General features: G+C 73.4%; 19 protein-coding genes and 1 pseudogene. 17 read left to right on the plus strand and 3 right to left on the minus strand.

The genetic code is table 11. The features are described 5' to 3' along the window. The 5 genes and pseudogenes from V6V16_RS16265 to V6V16_RS16285 all read left to right on the plus strand — a co-directional run. Nucleotides 1-508, plus strand: a pseudogene (locus V6V16_RS16265) (hypothetical protein); the annotation flags it as partial. Between the two features lie 225 nt (nt 509-733). Continuing rightward, nucleotides 734-1,216 carry a UDP-N-acetylglucosamine--LPS N-acetylglucosamine transferase gene (locus tag V6V16_RS16270; protein ID WP_334562970.1) on the plus strand — a complete coding sequence of 161 codons (483 nt, stop codon included), beginning with the start codon at nt 734-736 and terminating at the stop codon, nt 1,214-1,216. A gap of 74 nt (nt 1,217-1,290) precedes the next feature. Continuing rightward, nucleotides 1,291-1,905, plus strand: coding sequence for a glycosyltransferase (locus V6V16_RS16275; RefSeq protein ID WP_334563093.1), 615 nt, complete (start codon nt 1,291-1,293; stop codon nt 1,903-1,905). Continuing rightward, nucleotides 1,902-2,822 carry a glycosyltransferase family 2 protein gene (locus tag V6V16_RS16280; RefSeq protein WP_334562972.1) on the plus strand — a complete coding sequence of 307 codons (921 nt, stop codon included), beginning with the start codon at nt 1,902-1,904 and terminating at the stop codon, nt 2,820-2,822. Before V6V16_RS16275 ends, V6V16_RS16280 begins: the two co-directional genes overlap by 4 nt. Nucleotides 2,823-2,884: 62 nt before the next feature. Beyond that, entirely contained in the window at nt 2,885-3,541 is a 657-nt protein-coding gene (locus tag V6V16_RS16285) for a class I SAM-dependent methyltransferase (RefSeq protein WP_334562973.1), read from the plus strand. A 24-nt stretch (nt 3,542-3,565) separates the two neighbouring features. Here the strand turns inward: V6V16_RS16285 and V6V16_RS16290 are convergent, their stop codons facing one another. Further along, a complete protein-coding gene (locus V6V16_RS16290) occupies nt 3,566-4,822 on the minus strand; it encodes a cation:proton antiporter (RefSeq protein ID WP_334562976.1) in 1,257 nt (418 codons plus the stop codon). 157 nt (nt 4,823-4,979) lie between these two features. Here V6V16_RS16290 and aroC point away from each other — a divergent pair, with 157 nt between their 5' ends. After that, complete coding sequence (gene aroC / locus V6V16_RS16295; RefSeq protein WP_334562978.1) at nt 4,980-6,158, plus strand: chorismate synthase; 1,179 nt, start codon at nt 4,980-4,982, stop codon at nt 6,156-6,158. 46 nt (nt 6,159-6,204) lie between these two features. Further along, nucleotides 6,205-6,708: a shikimate kinase gene (locus V6V16_RS16300; protein WP_334562980.1), complete on the plus strand. Its 504-nt coding sequence runs from the start codon at nt 6,205-6,207 to the stop codon at nt 6,706-6,708. A 15-nt stretch (nt 6,709-6,723) separates the two neighbouring features. On the opposite strand, the gene V6V16_RS16305 is transcribed toward V6V16_RS16300, so the two are convergent. Continuing rightward, entirely contained in the window at nt 6,724-7,452 is a 729-nt protein-coding gene (locus V6V16_RS16305) for an alpha/beta fold hydrolase (RefSeq protein ID WP_334562982.1), read from the minus strand. A gap of 80 nt (nt 7,453-7,532) precedes the next feature. Here V6V16_RS16305 and V6V16_RS16310 point away from each other — a divergent pair, with 80 nt between their 5' ends. The 5 genes from V6V16_RS16310 (at nt 7,533) to nusB (ending at nt 11,706) form a co-directional block, all read left to right on the plus strand. Next, the gene (locus V6V16_RS16310; protein ID WP_334562985.1) at nt 7,533-8,498 is read left to right on the plus strand and encodes a helix-turn-helix transcriptional regulator; all 966 of its coding nucleotides are present in this window, start codon (nt 7,533-7,535) and stop codon (nt 8,496-8,498) included. A 142-nt stretch (nt 8,499-8,640) separates the two neighbouring features. After that, a complete protein-coding gene (gene aroB, locus V6V16_RS16315) occupies nt 8,641-9,717 on the plus strand; it encodes a 3-dehydroquinate synthase (protein WP_334562988.1) in 1,077 nt (358 codons plus the stop codon). Then, nucleotides 9,714-10,145 (plus strand): type II 3-dehydroquinate dehydratase, encoded by a 432-nt coding sequence (aroQ, locus tag V6V16_RS16320; protein WP_334562991.1) that lies wholly within the window; start codon nt 9,714-9,716, stop codon nt 10,143-10,145. Before aroB ends, aroQ begins: the two co-directional genes overlap by 4 nt. Before the next feature lie 569 nt (nt 10,146-10,714). Next, entirely contained in the window at nt 10,715-11,272 is a 558-nt protein-coding gene (gene efp, locus V6V16_RS16325; protein WP_334562992.1) for an elongation factor P, read from the plus strand. Nucleotides 11,273-11,295: 23 nt separating this feature from the next. After that, a complete protein-coding gene (gene nusB, locus V6V16_RS16330) occupies nt 11,296-11,706 on the plus strand; it encodes a transcription antitermination factor NusB (protein WP_334563095.1) in 411 nt (136 codons plus the stop codon). A gap of 103 nt (nt 11,707-11,809) precedes the next feature. Here nusB and bldD read toward each other — a convergent pair whose 3' ends face one another. Then, nucleotides 11,810-12,298: a transcriptional regulator BldD gene (gene bldD / locus V6V16_RS16335; RefSeq protein WP_013285505.1), complete on the minus strand. Its 489-nt coding sequence runs from the start codon at nt 12,296-12,298 to the stop codon at nt 11,810-11,812. 285 nt (nt 12,299-12,583) lie between these two features. On the opposite strand from bldD, the gene pyrR reads away from it, so the two are divergent. From pyrR to carB, 5 genes are read left to right on the plus strand one after another with little or no spacing between them, the layout of a single operon-like run. After that, nucleotides 12,584-13,168 (plus strand): bifunctional pyr operon transcriptional regulator/uracil phosphoribosyltransferase PyrR, encoded by a 585-nt coding sequence (gene pyrR / locus V6V16_RS16340; RefSeq protein ID WP_334562993.1) that lies wholly within the window; start codon nt 12,584-12,586, stop codon nt 13,166-13,168. Next, nucleotides 13,165-14,091 (plus strand): aspartate carbamoyltransferase catalytic subunit, encoded by a 927-nt coding sequence (locus V6V16_RS16345; protein WP_334562996.1) that lies wholly within the window; start codon nt 13,165-13,167, stop codon nt 14,089-14,091. Before pyrR ends, V6V16_RS16345 begins: the two co-directional genes overlap by 4 nt. Continuing rightward, nucleotides 14,088-15,419: a dihydroorotase gene (locus V6V16_RS16350; protein ID WP_334562998.1), complete on the plus strand. Its 1,332-nt coding sequence runs from the start codon at nt 14,088-14,090 to the stop codon at nt 15,417-15,419. The genes V6V16_RS16345 and V6V16_RS16350 overlap by 4 nt, the downstream gene beginning before the upstream one ends. Then, nucleotides 15,416-16,579 (plus strand): glutamine-hydrolyzing carbamoyl-phosphate synthase small subunit, encoded by a 1,164-nt coding sequence (gene carA / locus V6V16_RS16355; RefSeq protein ID WP_334562999.1) that lies wholly within the window; start codon nt 15,416-15,418, stop codon nt 16,577-16,579. Before V6V16_RS16350 ends, carA begins: the two co-directional genes overlap by 4 nt. Next, nucleotides 16,572-19,973: a carbamoyl-phosphate synthase large subunit gene (gene carB / locus V6V16_RS16360; protein ID WP_334563000.1), complete on the plus strand. Its 3,402-nt coding sequence runs from the start codon at nt 16,572-16,574 to the stop codon at nt 19,971-19,973. Before carA ends, carB begins: the two co-directional genes overlap by 8 nt. Nucleotides 19,974-19,996 lie beyond the last annotated feature (23 nt).

Consider the following 19,996-nt stretch of genomic DNA (forward strand, 5'->3'; position numbering starts at 1 on the left):
GCGGCCGCTGACCGGCTCGGCGTTCGCGGGCCGGCTCGCCGCCGAGGCCGACCGCGCCGCCGGCGGCGGGGCGGACGGGGCCCGGGCGGTCGCCGCCGTGGCCGCGCTGACGGCCCGCCACGGCGACACGGCGGTGGAGTTCGGGCACTGGCACGGCGACTGGGTGCCCTGGAACCTCGGCGTGCACGCCGGCCGCCTGGTGGCGTGGGACTGGGAGCACAGCGGGCCGGACGTGCCGCTCGGCTTCGACCTCGCACACGACGCGTTCCAGCGGGCTCTGGTGCTGCGCGGCGAGCCGGCGTCGGCGGCGGCGCGCGCCGTCGACGCCCACCTCGACCGGTACGGCGCCGACCTGGGACTCGCGCCGGCGGCCCGGCGGCTGGTGGCCGACGCCTACCTGCTGGAGATGTGGCTGCGCACCTGGCGTCTCGCTGACGCCGGGGCGGGTTGGAACGCCGCGCTGCATCCCGCCCTGCTGGACGTCGTCGAGAAACGACATAGCGGCTGATCCACCCGAAACGCCTGGTGCGGCGTTCCGCCCTCCGCTCCGGACGGTGACGAGAAAACTCCAGGTCGTGACGAACGTCGATGGCGACGCTCGGCGCGGCACGCCCGACCCGCCACCCGCGGAGCTCGCAGGTCGTCCGGTCGCCCTATTCAACCGGCCCGGGAACCTGTGATCTGCTGTCGCGTGGCGGCCACCGTAGGTCCAAGCGAACTTGTGGGGAGTCGCGTGGAAACGACAACCGAGGAAGCCGGCGAGCCCGGCGTCCTGCTCCTGGTGGGCTCCAGCGGCGGCCACCTGGCCCAGCTGCTCGCCCTGCGCCCGTGGTACGAACGCTGGCGGCGCTGCTGGGTCACCTTCGACACGCCCGAGGCGGTCTCGCTGCTCGCCGGCGAGGACCTGGTCCCGGCGCACCACCCGACCACCCGCAACGTGCCGAACCTGCTGCGCAACGCCGTACTGGCGTGGCGGGTGCTGCGGTCGCGCCGGGTCGCCGCCGTGGTCACCACCGGCGCGGGGGTGGCCGTACCGTTCGTGGTGCTGGCCCGGCTCCGGCGCGTCCCTACCGTCTACATCGAGGTGTACGACCGCATCGACACCCCGACCCTGACCGCCCGGCTCTGCCGGCCGTTCCTCTCCGCGATGCTCGTGCAGTGGGACGAGCAGCGCCGGCAGTACCCGGAGGCCACCGTCGTGGGGACCCTGCTGTGAGCGCCGAGAGCACCGGAACCGCACCCGCGCACCGGGTCGCCCCCGGGCGCCCCCGGACGGCGTCCCCCGCGCGGGTGCCCCGGCAACGCGGCTCCGGCGACCTCGCCCGGGCCCGGCTGCTGGTCGCCGTCGGCACCGACAAGCATCCCTTCGAGCGCCTGGTCGGCTGGCTGGAGGAGTGGCACCGCGCCGTCGCCGACGACGTCGGGCCGACCGTCCAGCACGGGCACACCCGTGCGCCCGCGATGCCCGGGGCGGTGGCCTTCCTCGGCCACGACGACCTCCAGAGCGCGATGGCCGAGGCCGACCTGGTGGTCTGCCACGGCGGGCCGGCCACGATCCTGGAGGCCCGCCGGCACGGCCACCTGCCGATCGTCGTCCCCCGGGACCCGGCGCGGGGCGAGCACGTCGACGACCACCAGCTGCTCTTCGCCCGCCGCCTCGGCGCGGCCGGCATGGTGGCGCTGACCGAGACCCGGGAGGCGCTGTTCGACGCGCTCACCGCCGGCCTCGCCGACCCGTCGCGGTACGCCGTCGCGGCCGACCCGCAGGCGTCCGAGGCGCGCCGGGCGGCGGTCGAGCGGGTGGGCCGGGTCGTGGAGGAACTGGTGGCGGCGTCGGTCGGCCGGCGGCAGCGCGCGAGGTGGCGGCCGTGGGCGCGGTCGGGCCGGAACGGAGAACGGCGATGACCGAACATCCGAGCGTCAGCGCGGTGGTGCCCACCCGGGACCGCCCGGAGCTGCTCCGGGCTGCGGTGCGGGCCATCCTCGACCAGGACCATCCCGGCCCGGTCGAGGTGGTGGTGGTACACGACCAGTCCGAACCGGACACTTCGCTGGCCGAACTGTCCCGCCCCGACCGGCTGGTCCGGGTCGTCCGCAACGAGCGCGCCCCCGGCCTGGCCGGGGCCCGCAACAGCGGCATCCTGGCCGCCACCGGCGAGCTCGTGGCGTTCTGCGACGACGACGACGAGTGGCTGCCCGGCAAGCTGCGCGCCCAGGTCGAGGCCCTCGCCGCCCACCCCGACGCCGAGTTCGTCAGCTGCGGCATCCGGGTCAGCTACGACGGGCACACCGTCGACCGGGCGCTGCCGAAGGACTCGGTCACCCTGGCCGACCTGCTGCGGGACCGGATGACGGAGCTGCACCCGTCGACCTTCCTGATCCGCGCCGCCGCCCTGCGCGACGGGTTCGGGCTGGTCGACGAGGAGATCCCGGGCAGCTACGCGGAGGACTACGAGTTCCTGCTCCGGGCCGCCCGCAGCGCGCCGCTGGTCAACCTGCGCACGCCGTACGTGCTGGTGCGCTGGCACAAGCGGTCCTACTTCGCGCAGCGCTGGGACACCATCTCGGAGGCGTTGCAGTGGCTGCTGCGGCGATACCCCGAGTTCGGCACCCAGCCGGCCGGCGAGGCACGGGTCGCCGGGCAGATCGCCTTCGCCCGGGCCGCGTCCGGCGACCGGCGGGGCGCGCTGCGCTGGGCCCGGCACACCCTGCGGCGCAACCCCCGCGAGCCGCGGGCGTACCTGGCCCTCGCCGTGGCCGGGCGGGTGGTCCGCGCCGACGCGGTGCTGCGCACCCTGCACAAGCGCGGCCGGGGCATCTGAGCACGCCAGCCATGTCGCACCTCCCCTGAACGACACCATCGACGATCGAAGGACCCCACTCCATGGCGCTGCACTCCCTCCGGTTCCGTCTCGTAGACTCGCCGACCTCGCTCGGCGCCAGGAGGCGGGCGCGGCGTGCGGCCTGGCTGTCGGACACGTTCCCGGACCTGGCTGAGATGAGCGTTCTCGACCTGGGCGGACGGGTGGAGAGCTGGGCCCGGGTCCCCGTCCGGCCGGCGCACGTGCACGTGGTCAACCTGGAGCCGTTGCCCACGGAACTGCCGGACTGGGCCGAGGCGGACCACGCCGACGCCTGCGAGCTTCCGAAGAGCATCCTGAGCCGACGCTACGATCTTGTCTTCAGCAACAGCGTTCTGGAGCACGTCGGCGGGCACGAGCGTCGTCAGCGGATGGCGGAGGCCGTCCGGGAGTTGGGGCGCGCGTACTGGGTGCAGACGCCGTACCGGTACTTCCCGATCGAGCCGCACTGGGTGGCGCCGGGCATGCAGTTCCTGCCGGTGTCGGCGCGGGTGGCGGTGGCCCGCAAGTGGCCGCTCGCCTACACCCCGGGAAAGTCCTACGAGGCGGCGATGAGGCAGGTCCTGACGACCGAACTCATCGGTCGTGCCGAGTTTCGTTACCTGTTCCCGGACGCCGTCATCCGTAACGAGCGCCTGCTGGGTCTGACGAAATCGATCATCGCGATCCGCAGGCCCTGACGGGCCGACCGGGGCGCGGCAACCCTAGCGGCGGTCCGTGTCGGGACCGCGGTCCACCCGGCGGTCGCGCCGGCGCCCCCGGCGATCGGCCGAGGCCTGTCGCAGCCTCTCGTACCAGGCCGGGGTGGTGGCCGGGTCGAAGATCCGGGCGATCACGATGTCGGTGGAGGAGTGCGCCAGGATCGACAGCACGATGGTCAGCGCCACCAGGTGGAATATCTCGTCACCGGCCGGAATGCCGGCCTGGAGCACCAACAGGCCGTAGACCACCGAGGCGAAGCCCTTCGGCCCGAACCACATCGCGGCGAACTGCTCCGTGCGGCTCAGCCGGGAGCCGAGGAACGAGACGGCCAGCGCCACCGGACGCGCCACCACGATGGCGAGCACCGCGAACAGCCAGCCCGGCCAGGAGATATCGCCGAGGAACTCGATCGAGATCAGCGCGCCGAAGACCAGCAGCGCGGCCAGCTTGAACACCTCGGCGATCAACTCGCCGAAGTGCTCGAAGCTCTCCCGCTGCCGCTCGCCGAAGGTGGCCACGGTGATGCCGGCGGCGAACGCCGCGAGGAACAGGTTGGCGTGGGTGACCTGGCCCAGGGCCAGCACCAGCAGGCCGATCGCCACGCCGTTGAGCGGCTCGTACTGGGTCGAGGCGGAGAAGAAGCGGGTCTTCTCCAGACGCAGCGCCAACCATGGCACCCCGACCCCGATCACCACCCCCAGAAGCAGTTCCAGGCCCAACTCGTCCAGGTGCAGGTCGTCCGAGCCGGCCGCGACGGCCAGGAACAGGATGACGAAGGGCAGCGCCAGGCCGTCGTTGATCCCGGACTCGACGTTGAGCAGGTGCCGCAGCCGGCCGGGCACCCGGTCGTTGCCGACCAGCGCCGAGGCGAACACCGGGTCCGTGGGTGCGAGGACCGCACCGAGCAGCAGCGACTCCGGCCAGTCCAACCCCACCACGTAGTGGGCCAGCAGCGCGGTGATCAGCAGCGTCAGCGGCAGGCCCCAACCCAGCGCCCGGCCGGGCAGCCGCCACGCCGAGCGCAGGTCCGCCCAGCCCACCCGCATGCCGTCGGTGAAGAGGACGGTGAACAGGGCCAGTTCGGCCAACGTCGCCACGATCGGCGAGTCAGCGGTGATGTCCAGCACGCCGGTGGTCTCCGGGCCCAGCACGAAACCGGCGACCAGGAAGAGCACGGCGGTGGAGAGGATCGTGCGGTGGGCCAGACTGGAGAGTAGGACCGCCAGCAGCAGGGCGGCGGCGAACGCGAAGAGCAGCACCGGGGCTCCCAGAAATCGGGGTCGACGAAGTCACTGCCGACCAGACTTCCCGGCGCACCGTGGCTGATCCTACGTTCCGCCCGAGCGTGGCGTCCGCAGGGCGGGACACGGCGGGCGGCGCACGGCGGCGGCCACCGGGCGTGACAGACTGGCCGCTGTGTTGCGCTGGTTGACTGCAGGGGAATCGCACGGGCCCGCCCTCGTCGCGATGCTGGAGGGCGTGCCCGCCGGCATCGAGGTGACCACCGGGGAGATCGCCGGTGAGCTGGCCCGGCGCCGGCTCGGCTACGGCCGGGGCGCGCGGATGTCGTTCGAGCAGGACGAGGTCGAGGTCGTCGGCGGGCTGCGGCACGGGGTGACCCTCGGCAGCCCGGTCGCGATCCGGGTCGGCAACTCCGAGTGGCCCAAGTGGCGCACCGTCATGGCCGCCGACCCGGTCGACCCGCAGGCGCTGGCCAGCCAGGCCCGCAACGCGCCGCTGACCCGCCCCCGTCCGGGCCACGCCGATCTGGCCGGCATGCAGAAGTACGGCCACACCGACGCCCGCCCGATCCTGGAGCGGGCCAGCGCGCGGGAGACCGCCGCCCGCGTCGCCGTCGGCACGGTCGCCAAGGCGCTGCTCCGGCAGGCCCTCGGCATCGAGATCGTCTCCCACGTGGTGGAGCTGGGCCCGGTGGCCACCAAGCCGGGGCTGCGCCCCGCGCCCTCCGACGCCGCCCGCATCGACGCCGACCCACTGCGCTGCCTCGACCCCGAGGCCAGCGCCCGGATGGTCGCCGAGGTCGACGCCGCGAAGAAGGCCGCCGACACGCTGGGTGGCGTGGTCGAGGTGCTGGCGTACGGCGTCCCGCCCGGCCTGGGCAGCCACGTGCAGTGGGACCGCAAGCTCGACGCCCGCCTCGCCACCGCGCTGATGTCCATCCAGGCGATCAAGGGCGTGGAGATCGGCGACGGCTGGCAGCAGGCGCGCTCCCGCGGTTCCGAGGCGCACGACGAGATCATTCCCAGCGCCACCGGCGTACGTCGGGTCACCGACCGGGCCGGCGGGCTGGAGGGTGGCATCACCACCGGCGAACCGCTGCGGGTGCGGGCCGCGATGAAGCCGATCTCGTCGCTGAACCGCGCCCTGGCCACCGTGGACGTCACGACCGGCGAGCCGGCCACCGCGATCAACCAGCGCTCGGACGTCTGCGCCGTGCCCGCCGCCGCCGTCGTCGCCGAGGCGATGGTGGCGCTGGTGCTGGCCGAGGCCGCCACCGAGAAGTTCGGCGGCGACTCCGTCGCCGAGATCCGCCGCAACCTCACCGGCTACCTCGACGCGCTGGTGATCCGGTGAGCGCGGGCCGACGGGCGGGGCGCGTGGCCGGCCGGCGGTGCCGCTGATGGCGCCGGTCTGCGTGCTGGTCGGGGCGCCCGGCTCCGGCAAGACCACGGTCGGGCTGGCGCTGGCGGAGCTGCTCGGGGTCGAGTTCCGCGACACCGACCTGGACATCGCGCGGCTCGCCGGCAAGCCGATCCCGGAGATCTTCATCGACGAGGGCGAGGAGCACTTCCGTACCCTCGAACGGGCCGCGGTGGCGGCGGGGCTGGCCTCGTGCGGGGGCGTGCTCGCCCTCGGCGGCGGCGCGGTCCTCGCCGAGGAGAACCGCGCCGCCCTGGTCGGGCACTCCGTGGTGCACCTCTCCGTGGAGCTGTCCGACGCGGTGAAGCGGGTAGGGCTCGGCGCCGGTCGCCCGCTCCTGGCGATCAACCCGCGCGCGACGCTGAAGCACCTGCTGGACCAGCGCCGCCCGCTCTACGCCGAGGTGGCCACCGCGACCGTGGTGACCGACGGGCGGGCCCCGGAGGAGATCGCCGCCGAGATCGCCGCGCTCCTGAAGCGCTGAGCCCTCCGTCGCCGGTCAGTCGCGGGCGATGCGGTCGAGCACGTCGGCCAGCGCGGTCGGCTCGCTGAGCATCGGCCAGTGCCCGGTGGGCAGCGCGTGCAGCCGGCCGCCGGCCAGGCCGGCGAAGAACGGGTGGCCCTGCGCGATCATGTCCTCGACCACCTCCAGCGGAATGGTGCTGGCCACCAGCGCCGTCGGCACCGCGCGTCCACCGGTGCGCCGCAGCGGGTCCGTCGCGGCCCGCAGCGGGTGGGCGGTGGCGCGCCGCCGCAGCAGCGCCAGCGTGGCGGGATCGAGCCCGGCCAGGTTCTCCGGGTCCGCCGCCGGGTCGAACGCCGGCGGCGGCAGCAGGTGCCCGTCGCCGATCTGGGCGCGCAGCCGCGACCGCTCCTCCGGCGGGTTGCTGTCGAACTGCGACATGCCGTCCGGCAGCGGCCCGCTCTCCACGTAGACCACCCGGGCGACCCGCTCCGGTACGCGGTCCGCCGCCTGGGCCACCGGCAGCCCGCCGCCGGAGTGCCCCACCAGCAGCACGTCGTGCAGCTCCTCCACCTCGATCAACCGGACGATGTCGGCGGTGTGCGTCTCCAGGCCGACCTCCGGGCCGGCCAGGTGGGCGCGCTCGGCCACCCCGGTCAGCGTCACGGGGTGCACCTCGTGGCCCCGCCCGCGTAGCTCGGCGGTCACCGCGCGCCACGCCCAACCGCCCAGCCAGAATCCCGGTACCAGCACGAACGTCGCCATCCGCGACCTCCCTCTCTCGTCGTCCCGGGAACCGTACGATCGAATCCGGACGTCTTCCGCCCGCTTTACAGGAGTGGCCCGTGTCACATCCCGCGGCCCGGGTCCTCGGCATGCTCGAACTGCTCCAGAGCCACCACCGGCTCACGGGGGCGGAGCTGGCCCGCCGGCTGGGGGTGGACGGGCGCACCGTGCGCCGCTACGCCGTGACCCTGGCCGAGCTGGGCATCCCGGTGACCGCCGAGCGGGGTCGCCACGGCGGCTACCGGCTCCGCCCCGGCTACAAGCTGCCGCCGCTGATGCTCACCGACGACGAGGCGGTCGCCGTGCTGCTCGGGCTGATCGCCGCGGAGCGGCTCGGGCTGGGCACGCAGGAGCCCGCGACCGCGACGGCGCTGGCCAAGATCCGCCGGGTGCTCCCGCCCACGCTGGGCGAGCGCCTCGCCGCCGTGCGGGAGCATCTCGGCTTCACCCTGCGCCGTTTCGCGCCGGAGGCCCGACCGGCGACGGCGACGCTGCTCACCCTCGCCACCGCCGCCCGGCACCGCCGTCGGGTACGGCTCGACCACCGCTCCTTCTCCGGCGCGGCGACGCGCCGGGAACTCGACCCGTACGGGCTGGTCTTCCATGCCGGCCGCTGGTACGTCACCGGCCACGACCACCTGCGCGGGGCCGTGCGGACGTTCCGGCTGGACCGGATCGGCGCGGTGGAGGCGGGGGAGGAGAGCTTCGCCGTTCCCGACGGCTTCGACCCGGTGGCCCACGTGACCCGCTCGCTGGCCCGCGTGCCGTACGCCCACGACGTCGAGGTGCTGCTGGAGACCGACCTGGCCGCCGCCCGACGCCGTCTCCCGCCGAGCGTGGCCGAGCTGAGCGCCAGCGCGGACGGCGTCCTGCTGCGCGCCCGCGCGGAGAACCTGGACGGGATGGCCCAGCTGCTCGCCGGGCTCGGCTGGCCGTTCACCGTCCGGCGGCCCGACGCCCTGCGGGAGGCGGTGGCCGCGCACGCCCGCCGGTTGGCCGGTTGGGCCGCGCGGGAGCCCGGGTGAACCGGCCGCCGACGGCGTGACCCGGGCGTCCTCGTCCGCGGCGGGAACCGGGTGCCCCGTCGACGGGGGCGGAACGGGGCGGGACGGCCACGAAGTGGACAGTTCGCGTCCCGGACGGGGCGGCTGGACTAGGCTGCCCGCGATGGACGAGGTGACCCGGATCCCGGTCGGCGGCGAGCGCCCGTACGACGTGCTGGTGGGACGTGACCTGCTCGACGCGCTGCCGGGGCTGCTGCCGGACGCGAACCGCGTGGCGGTGCTGCACGCGCCCCCGCTCAAGGAACTGGCCGACGCGATCGGCGGGCGGCTGCGATCGGCGGGCGTCACGCTGCTGCCCATCGAGGTGCCGGACGCCGAGGCAGGCAAGCACATCGACGTCGCCGCGACCTGCTGGGACCGGCTGGGCGAGGCGGGATTCACCCGTACCGACGCGGTGGTGGGCGTCGGCGGCGGCGCGGTGACCGACCTGGCCGGCTTCGTCGCGGCGAGCTGGCTGCGCGGGGTGCGCTGGGTGCCGGTGGCGACCTCGCTGCTGGGCATGGTCGACGCCGCCGTGGGCGGCAAGACCGGGATCAACACCGCCGCCGGCAAGAACCTGGTCGGGGCCTTCCACCCGCCGGTGGGTGTCCTCGCCGACCTGGCGACCCTGGACAACCTTCCCCGGGCCGACCTCGTCGCCGGTCTGGCCGAGGTGGTCAAGTGCGGGTTCATCGCCGACCCGGTGATCCTCGAACTGGTGGAACGGGACCCGGAGGCGGTCACCGAACCGGCCGCCCCGGTCACCCGCGAGCTGATCGAACGGGCCATCCGCGTGAAGTCGGACGTGGTCTCCGGCGACCTGCGGGAGTCGGGCGTGCGGGAGGTGCTGAACTACGGTCACACCCTCGCCCACGCCATCGAGAAGGCGGAGGGCTACCGCTGGCGGCACGGACACGCGGTGGCGGTCGGCATCGTCTACGCCGGTGAGCTGGCCCGGCTGGCCGGCCGACTGGACGCCCCCACCGCCGAGCGGCACCGGACGGTCATGGCGGCGCTCGGCCTGCCGACCCGCTACCACGCCGAGGCCTGGCCGGGACTGCTGGCCACGATGCGGGTGGACAAGAAGACCCGGGGCAGCCAACTGCGCTTCGTGGTGCTCGACGGGCTGGCCCGGCCCGCGATCCTCGAGGGTCCGGACGACGAACTGCTGGAGGCGGCCTACCGCGAGGTGGCCGCGTGAGGGTCCACGTGCTCAACGGCCCCAACCTCGGCCGGCTCGGCACCCGGCAGCCGGAGGTCTACGGCGCGACGAGCTACGCGGACCTGGTGACGCTCTGCGAGTCGACCGGACGGGAACTCGGCCTGGACGTGACTGTCCGGCAGACCGACGCCGAGCACGAGCTGCTCGGCTGGCTGTACGCCGCGGCCGACGAGGGCGCGGCCGTGGTGCTGAACCCCGCCGCCTGGTCGCACTACTCGTACGCGGTCCGCGATGCCTGCGCCATGCTGCGCGGGCCACTGGTCGAGGTGCACCTCTCCAACATCCACGCCCGCGAGGAGTTCCGGCACCACTCCGTGGTCTCGGCGGTGGCGACCGGGGTGATCTGCGGCCTCGGCGTCGACGGCTACCGCCTGGCCCTGCACCATCTGGCGAACCTCGGCCGCTGACGCCCCGCCGGTTCCGGTCCCGGTCGCGCGGTGCGCGGTGCGCGGGCGGCCGGGAAGGTCGGGCCGGGACTCATGAGTAGCCGGCCCCTGGCAGATCCGTCCGTGGCGCAACTGAATCCAGTCACGCTGAGTCACGACTTGCTGCCGTCACTCCGGGTCACCGGGCGCAGGACACCCGCCCCGCGCCTCTCGGCCGCTTTGCTCTGCAGCCGGATTCGCACCAGCGCGCTGATCTGCGGTTCTCTTGCCAACCGCGAATCGTCGCCGGTACGAGTGACGTGACCCAGGGTGCTTGGTGCATCCGCGGCTGCAGAGCAAAGGGGGGCGCGAGGGGTGGCGGTGGGGCGGGCGGCCGTGCGCGCAGGGTCACCTTCCGGCGCGCGATGTCGCCCGGAACCTCGCGAGCTTCCGGTCGGTGGCCAGGGCGGGGTGGGGCGGGGGTGGGGGAGGCGGGCCACGGCGACGCGGAACGCCGTGGGCGGACCGGGGCGGACAGCGCCGGGCGCCAGCGCTCGACGTAGCTAGTAGACTTGCCAGGTCTGTCCGCCAATTGATGATCAAGGCAGGAAATGGCCACCACCAACGACCTGAAGAACGGCCTGGTACTCAACCTCGACGGAGAGCTGTGGGCCGTCGTCGAGTTCCAGCACGTCAAGCCCGGTAAGGGCGGTGCGTTCGTGCGCACCACCCTGAAGAACGTGCTGTCCGGCAAGGTGGTCGACAAGACCTTCAACGCGGGCACCAAGGTCGAGACCGCGACCGTGGACAAGCGCACCATGCAGTACCTCTACGCCGACGGCGAGGACTACGTCTTCATGGATCTGGAGACCTTCGACCAGATCACCGTGCCGGGCGGCACCGTCGGCGAGGCGGCGAACTACCTGCTGCCCGAGGCCGAGGCGACCGTGGCCACCCACGAGGCGGTCCCGCTCTACATCGAGCTGCCGACCAGCGTCGTGCTGGAGGTCACCTACACCGAGCCGGGTCTGCAGGGCGACCGGTCGACCGGCGGCAACAAGCCGGCCACCGTCGAGACCGGCGCGACCGTGCAGGTGCCGCTCTTCATCACCACCGGCGAGAAGATCAAGGTCGACACCCGCGACGGCCGTTACCTCGGCCGCGCCTGATGGCCGAGGGGCCCAAGCAGCAGATGCCGGCGCGCCGCAAGGCGCGCAAGCGGGCGCTGGACGTGCTCTTCGAGGCAGACCTGCGGGACCGTCCGCCGGTGGAGGTGCTCGCCGGCTACATCGAGCGGATCGAGAAGCCCCGCCCCGAGCACCTGGGATACGCGGTGAGCCTGGTCGAGGGGGTCGCCGCCCATCTCGGCCGGATCGACGAGGTGATCGCCAGCTACGCCGAGGGGTGGACGCTCGACCGGATGCCGGCGGTGGACCGCAACCTCGCCCGGATCGCGGTCTACGAGTTGCTCTACGTCGACGAGATCGACGACGCGGTGGCCATCAGCGAGGCCGTCGAGCTGGCCCGGCAGATGTCGACCGACGACTCGCCGCGCTTCCTCAACGGCATCCTCGGCCGCATCGCGGAGTACGCCACCCGCTGAGAGGGCGCACGTCACACCGGACGTGCGTCACACCTGGGCGCCGTGATCCGCAGAACGACGCAGGGCCCGTGCCGTCCGGCACGGGCCCTGCGTCGTTCTGCGGTCAGCTGGCGAAGAACGCCCGCGGGTCGGCGACCAGCACACCGTGCTCGGTGAGCCGCTCGATCAGGCCGGACGGCGAGGCGTCGTAGACGATCGCGAGCGCGCGCAGGTCGTCGGCGCGGATGGAGAGCACCCGGCCGTTGTAGTCACCGCGCTGCTGCTGGATGGCGCGCGCGTAGCGGGCGACGTAGGCCAGGTCCTCGGAGGCCTCGTCGTAGAGCCGCTCCAGGTCCAGGACGATCTTGCTGGTGGGCTCGTGGCGCACCCCGCTGCCGTCGGGCAGCAACTCCGAGACGGGAACTCGGTAGAAGTCGGCCAGCTCAGCCAGGCGCGACACCGTGACGGCGCGGTCGCCGCGCTCGTACGAGCCGACCACCACCGCCTTCCACCGCCCGTTCGACTTCTCCTCCACGCCCTGCAGGGAGAGGCCCTGCTGCTGGCGGATGGAGCGCAGGCGGGCGCCCAGAGACTTGGCGTATTCAGAGGGCATTCGGACACTCCCAGTGCTGCTCGGGGTTCTCCCAGCGATCGCTACGGAGCGTGACGGTACGGGGATTGGCACAACTGGTCAAGTGGTCGTGACCTTACCGTTGGGATCACCGGTGGAGTTGTCCGTATTTCACCGGGCTGACCGGAGGGTCAGTGGCCGGCGGCGGGCAACGCGGTGACCACTGGTAACGTGGCGGGAAGCCCCGGTCCGGGCCGCTCGCGGTCCGGTGCCGGCACCCGACGTCCTTTAACGACCCGTCCCGTGAGGCGGGGAAGGAGGTCCGCCGTGGCCTACCCACCGGCTGCCCGCCCGTCACCGCCGCGACAACCCTCGGTGAAGGTGATCCTCGCCAGCGCCGACGTCCAGCGCGTGGTCGACCGCATCGCCCACCAGATCCTGGAGAAGACCCAGGGCGCCGAGGACACCGTGCTGCTCGGCATCCCCACCCGGGGCGTCCCCCTCGCGAAGCGGCTCGCCGCCCGGATCAGCACCTTCGAGGACGTGACCGTCCCCGTCGGCGTGCTCGACATCACCCTCTACCGCGACGACCTGCGCCGGCACGCCACCCGCGCGGTCGGACCGACGCAGGTGCCGCCCGGCGGCATCGACGGCAAACGGGTCGTCCTCGTCGACGACGTGCTCTTCTCCGGCCGCACGGTGCGGGCCGCGCTCGACGCGCTCAACGACGTCGGGCGGCCGGCGTCGGTGCAGCTCGCCGTCCTGGTCGACCGCGGCCACCGCGAGCTGCCGATCCGCGCCGACTACGTCGGCAAGAACATCCCGACCTCCCTGACGGAGAGCGTGAAGGTCACCCTCGCGGAGACCGACGGTGTCGACGAGGTCAAGTTGTACGGGGGTACCCCCTCGTGATCAGGCATCTGCTCTCCGGCGCGGACCTGGACGCCGCCTCCGCCACCCAGATCCTGGACACGGCCGCCGAGATGGCCACCGTCTCCGTGCGGGAGGTCAAGAAGCTCCCGGCGCTGCGCGGGCGCACCGTGGTCAACCTCTTCTACGAGGACTCCACCCGGACCCGGATCTCCTTCGAGGCGGCGGCGAAGCGGCTCAGCGCCGACGTGATCAACTTTTCGGCCAAGGGTTCCAGCGTGGCCAAGGGCGAGAGCCTGAAGGACACCGCGCTGACCCTCCAGGCGATGGGGGCCGACGCGGTGGTCGTCCGGCACCCCGCCTCCGGCGCCCCGCACCGCCTCGCCGACTGGGTGGACGGCTCGGTGGTCAACGCCGGCGACGGCACCCACGAGCACCCCACCCAGGCGCTGCTCGACGCGTACACGATGCGGTCCCGGCTGGGGCGGCTGGCCGGCCTGTCGGTCGCGGTGGTCGGGGACGTGCTGCACAGCCGGGTGGCCCGCTCGAACGTGCTGCTGCTCTCCACCCTCGGCGCCAAGGTGACCCTGGTCGGGCCGCCGACGCTCATCCCCGTCCACATCGCGCAGGCCCTCGCGCCCGGCACCGACGTCTGCTACGACCTGGACTCGGTGCTGCCGCACTCGGACGTGGTGATGATGCTGCGGGTGCAGCGCGAGCGGATGAACGACTCCTACTTCCCGTCCGCCCGCGAGTACGCCCGCCGCTACGGCCTGGACGGCCCGCGGATGCGCCGGCTGCCCGAGCACGCGATCGTCATGCACCCCGGCCCGATGAACCGGGGGATGGAGATCACGCCGGAGGTGGCCGACTCGCCCCGCTCCACCATCGTCGAACAGGTCGCCAACGGGGTCTCCGTGCGGATGGCCGTCCTCTACCTGCTGCTCGGGGGGAACAACCGGTGAGCTCGTACCTGATCTCCAACGTCAGCGTCGTCGGCGCCGCGCCGACCGACCTGCTGATCCGCGACGGCGTCGTCGCGGCCGTCGGCGCCGGGCTGGACGCGCCGGAGGCCACCGTCGTCGACGGCACCGGGCTGGTCGCCCTGCCCGGCCTGGTAGACCTGCACACCCACCTGCGCGAGCCCGGCCGGGAGGACGCCGAGACGGTCGAGTCCGGATCCCGGGCGGCGGCGCTGGGCGGCTACACCGCGGTCTGCGCGATGGCCAACACCTCGCCGGTGGCCGACACCGCCGGCGTGGTCGAGCAGGTCTGGCGCCTCGGCCGGGAGGCCGGGCTGGTCGACGTGCAGCCGATCGGGGCGGTCACCGTCGGCCTGGCCGGCGAGCACCTCGCCGAGCTGGGCGCGATGGCCGACTCGGCGGCGCGGGTGCGGATCTTCTCCGACGACGGGCACTGCGTGGCCGACCCGAGGCTGATGCGCCGGGCGCTGGAGTACGTGAAGGCGTTCGACGGGATCATCGCCCAGCACGCCGAGGAGCCCCGGCTCACCGAGGGCGCGCAGATGCACGAGGGCGAGGTGTCGACCCGCCTCGGGCTGACCGGCTGGCCGGCGGTCGCCGAGGAGGCGATCATCGCCCGGGACGTGCTGCTCGCCGAGCACGTCGGCAGCCGGCTGCACGTCTGCCACGTCTCCACGGCCGGCAGCGTCGAGGTGCTGCGCCAGGCCAAGGCCCGGGGCGTACGGGTCACCGCCGAGGTGACCCCGCACCACCTGCTGCTCACCGACGAGCTGGTCGGCGGCAGGGGCGAGCTCGGCAGCCCCGCGCTCGCGGAGAACTGGAGCCCGGCCGGGGCGTACGACCCGGTCTACAAGGTCAATCCGCCGCTGCGCACCGCGGCCGACATCGCCGCGCTGCGGGCCGCCCTGGTCGAGGGGGTGCTCGACGTCGTCGCCACCGACCACGCCCCGCACGCGGTGGAGGACAAGGAGTGCGAGTGGGCGTACGCCCGGCCGGGCATGCTCGGCCTGGAGACGGCGCTCTCGATCGCCCTCGACGTGCTCGGCCCGCAGTGGGACCTCATCGCCGAGCGGATGTCGCGGGCCCCGGCCCGCATCGCCGGGCTCGACGGGCACGGCCTCGACCCCGCGCCCGGCGTGCCGGCCAACCTGACCCTGGTCGACCCGGCCGCCCGCCGCACCATCGAACCGGCGGAGCTGGCCAGTCGCAGCCGCAACACCCCGTACGCCCGCATGACGCTGCCGGGTCGCATCGTGGCGACCTTCCTGCGCGGCGAGCCGACGGTCCTGGACGGAAAGGCGGTTCTATGACCAAGCGGAGGCCCGCGATCCTCGTACTCGAGGACGGGCGCACGTTCCACGGGGAGGCGTACGGCAGCGTCGGGGAGACCTTCGGCGAGGCGGTCTTCAACACCGGTATGACGGGCTACCAGGAGACCCTGACCGACCCCTCCTACCACCGGCAGGTGGTGGTGCAGACCGCCCCGCACATCGGCAACACCGGCGTCAACGGCGAGGACGACGAGTCGGGCCGGATCTGGGTCGCCGGCTACGTGGTCCGCGACCCGGCCCGGATCGGCTCGAACTGGCGGGCCACCGGCGGGCTGGAGGACCGGCTGGCCGCCGAGGGCGTGGTGGGCGTCAGCGGCGTGGATACCCGGGCGCTGACCCGGCACCTGCGCGAGCGCGGCGCGATGCGCGTCGGCATCTCCAGCGTCGAGACCGACCCCCGGGCCCTGCTGGCCCGGGTGCGGCAGTCCCCGGAGATGGTCGGCGCGGACCTCTCCGCCGAGGTCAGCACCGCGGAGCCGTACGTGGTGCCGGCCGACGGCGCGCACCGGTTCACGGTCGCCGCGCTGGACCTGGGCATCAAGCGCAACGTGCCGCGCCGGCTCGCCGCCCGCGGGGTCACCACCCACGTGCTGCCGGCCGGCTCCAGCATCGACGACCTGCTCGCCACGGGTGCCGACGCGGTGTTCCTCTCGCCGGGCCCGGGCGACCCGGCCACGGCCGACGGCCCGGTGGGGCTGGCCCGGGAGGTGCTGAGCCGGCGGATCCCGCTCTTCGGCATCTGCTTCGGCAGCCAGATCCTCGGCCGGGCGCTCGGCTTCGGCACCTACAAGCTCGGCTACGGCCACCGCGGCATCAACCAGCCGGTGCTCGACCGGGTCACCGGCAAGGTCGAGGTGACCAGCCACAACCACGGCTTCGCGGTCGAGGTTCCCGGCGCGCGCCACGGCGCGGTCGTACCCGACCAGGTGATCGAGACCGAGTTCGGCGGCGTCCAGGTGTCGCACGTCTGCCTCAATGACAACGTGGTCGAGGGGCTGCGGGCCAAGGACGTGCCCGCCTTCACCGTCCAGTACCACCCGGAGGCGGCGGCCGGCCCGCACGACGCGGACTACCTCTTCGACCGCTTCGCCGAGCTCGTCGAGGGCCGGATCCAGAGCGAGGGGCGCACACATGCCTAAGCGGACCGATCTCAAGCACATCCTGGTCATCGGCTCCGGGCCGATCGTGATCGGGCAGGCCTGCGAGTTCGACTACTCCGGCACCCAGGCCTGCCGGGTACTGCGCAGCGAGGGGATCCGGGTCAGCCTGGTCAACTCGAACCCGGCGACGATCATGACGGATCCCGAGTTCGCCGACGCCACCTACGTCGAGCCGATCACCCCGGAGTTCGTCGAGCTGGTGATCGCCAAGGAGCGCCCCGACGCGGTGCTGCCGACCCTCGGCGGGCAGACCGCGCTGAACACCGCGGTCGCCCTGCACGAGGCGGGCGTGCTGGAGAAGTACGGCGTCGAGCTGATCGGCGCCAACATCGAGGCGATCCGGCGCGGCGAGGACCGGCAGCTGTTCAAGGACATCGTCGCCAAGGCGGGCGTACGCCTGGGTGTCGACGACCCGGCGGGCCTGGTGCCCCGCTCGCGGGTCTGCCACTCGATGGCGGAGGTCGAGGAGACGGTCGCCGAGCTGGGCCTGCCGGTGGTGATCCGGCCGTCGTTCACCATGGGCGGCCTCGGCTCCGGCATGGCGCACACCCCCGAGGACCTGGCCCGCATCGCCGGCGACGGGCTGACCGCCAGCCCCGTGCACGAGGTGCTCATCGAGGAGAGCGTGCTCGGCTGGAAGGAGTACGAGCTCGAACTGATGCGTGACCGGCACGACAACGTGGTGGTGGTCTGCTCGATCGAGAACCTCGACCCGATGGGCGTGCACACCGGCGACAGCGTCACCGTGGCCCCGGCCATGACGCTCACCGACCGGGAGTACCAGCGCCTGCGTGACCTGGGCATCGCGGTGCTGCGCGAGGTCGGCGTGGACACCGGCGGCTGCAACATCCAGTTCGCCGTCAACCCGGCCGACGGCCGGATCGTGGTGATCGAGATGAATCCCCGGGTGTCCCGGTCGTCGGCGCTGGCCTCGAAGGCCACCGGCTTCCCGATCGCCAAGATCGCCGCGAAGCTGGCCATCGGCTACACCCTCGACGAGATCCCCAACGACATCACCCTGAAGACCCCGGCGGCGTTCGAGCCGACCCTGGACTACGTGGTGGTGAAGATCCCCCGGTTCGCGTTCGAGAAGTTCCCCGGCGCCGACCCGGAACTGACCACCACCATGAAGTCCGTCGGCGAGGCGATGAGCCTGGGCCGCAACTTCGGCGAGGCGCTGAACAAGGCGATGCGCTCGCTGGAGACCAAGGCCGCCGGGTTCTGGACCGTGCCGGATCCGGTCGTCGCCGCCGCGACGGGCGCCGGTGCGGCGGAGGTGACGAAGGAGAACACCCTCGACGCGCTGCGGATGCCGCACGACGGCCGGCTCTACACCGTCGAGCGGGCGCTGCGGTTGGGCGCCTCGATCGCCGAGGTCGCCGCCGCGTCCGGCGGGATCGACCCCTGGTTCCTGGACCAGATCGCCGCCCTGGTCGAGCTGCGCGCCGAGATCGTGGACGCCCCGGTGCTCGACGCCGACCTGCTGCGCCGGGCCAAGCGGGCCGGCCTGTCGGACCGGCAGCTGGCCGCGCTGCGCCCGGAGCTGGCCGCCGAGGACGGCGTACGCACGCTGCGGCACCGCCTCGGCGTCCGCCCGGTCTACAAGACGGTGGACACCTGCGCCGCCGAGTTCGAGGCGACCACGCCCTACCACTACTCCACGTACGACCAGGAGACGGAGGTCGTGCCGTCGGCCCGGCCGAAGGTGATCATCCTGGGTTCCGGGCCGAACCGGATCGGGCAGGGCATCGAGTTCGACTACTCCTGCGTGCACGCGGTCCAGGCGCTGCGGGCCGCGCCCCTGGGCGGGGTGGCCGGCTCCGGCTACGAGACCGTGATGGTGAACTGCAACCCGGAGACCGTCTCCACCGACTACGACACCGCCGACCGGCTCTACTTCGAGCCGCTCACCTTCGAGGACGTGCTGGAGGTCTGGCACGCCGAGGACTCCTCCGGCCGGGCGGCCGGCGGCCCGGGCGTGGTCGGGGTGATCGTGCAGCTCGGCGGCCAGACGCCGCTGGGCCTGGCGCAGCGGCTGAAGGACGCGGGCGTGCCCGTCGTCGGCACCTCCCCGGAGTCGATCCACCTGGCCGAGGAGCGCGGCGCGTTCGGGGCGGTGCTGGCGCGGGCCGGGCTGCGTGCCCCGGCGCACGGCATGGCCACCTCGTACGACGAGGCGAAGGCGATCGCCGACGAGATCGGCTACCCGGTGCTGGTCCGGCCGTCGTACGTGCTGGGCGGACGGGGCATGGAGATCGTCTACGACGACGCCACGCTGCGTGACTACATCGGGCGGGCCACCGCGATCTCCCCGGACCACCCGGTGCTGGTCGACCGCTTCCTGGACGACGCCATCGAGATCGACGTGGACGCGCTCTGCGACGCCGACGGCGAGGTCTACCTCGGCGGGGTGATGGAGCACATCGAGGAGGCCGGCATCCACTCCGGCGACTCGTCCTGCGCCCTGCCGCCGATCACGCTGGCCGGCTCGCACGTGGCCCAGGTGCGCCGCTACACCGAGGCGATCGCCCGGGGCGTCGGCGTGCGCGGCCTGCTCAACGTGCAGTACGCGCTGAAGGACGACATGCTCTACGTGCTGGAGGCGAACCCGCGCGCGTCGCGGACGGTGCCGTTCGTGTCCAAGGCGACGGCGGTGCCGCTGGCCAAGGCGGCGGCCCGGATCGCGCTGGGCGCCACCATCGCCGAGCTGCGCGCCGAGGGGCTGCTCCCGGCGACCGGGGACGGCGGCTCGATGCCGGCCGGCGCCCCGATCGCGGTCAAGGAGGCGGTGCTGCCGTTCAAGCGGTTCCGCACCCCCACCGGCAAGGGCGTGGACTCGCTGCTCGGCCCGGAGATGAAGTCCACGGGCGAGGTGATGGGCATCGACACGTCCTTCGGGCACGCCTTCGCCAAGTCGCAGTCGGCCGCGTACGGCTCGCTGCCGACCGGCGGGAAGATCTTCGTCTCGGTCGCGAACCGGGACAAGCGCGGCATGATCTTCCCGATCAAGCGCCTGGCCGACCTCGGGTTCGAGATCGTCGCCACCACCGGCACGGCGGAGGTGCTGCGCCGGCACGGCATCGCCTGCGACCAGATCCGCAAGCACTACGAGTCCGGCGGGGGCGAGGACGCGGTGTCGATGATCCTCGGCGGCGACGTGGCGCTGGTGATAAACACCCCGCAGGGCTCGGGTGCGAGCGCCCGTTCGGACGGCTACGAGATCCGCAGCGCCGCCGTCACGGCGGACATCCCGTGCATCACCACGGTGCCGGGCGCGGCGGCGGCGGTGATGGGCATCGAGGCGCGCATCCGCGGCGACATGCAGGTCCGCCCCCTGCAGGAGCTGCACGCCGCCCTGCGGGCGGCCGAGTGAGTGCCCCCGGCCGCCCCCCGGCG

Origin of the sequence: Micromonospora sp. CPCC 205561, assembly GCF_036906775.1 — a bacterium.
Lineage (GTDB): Bacteria > Actinomycetota > Actinomycetes > Mycobacteriales > Micromonosporaceae > Micromonospora.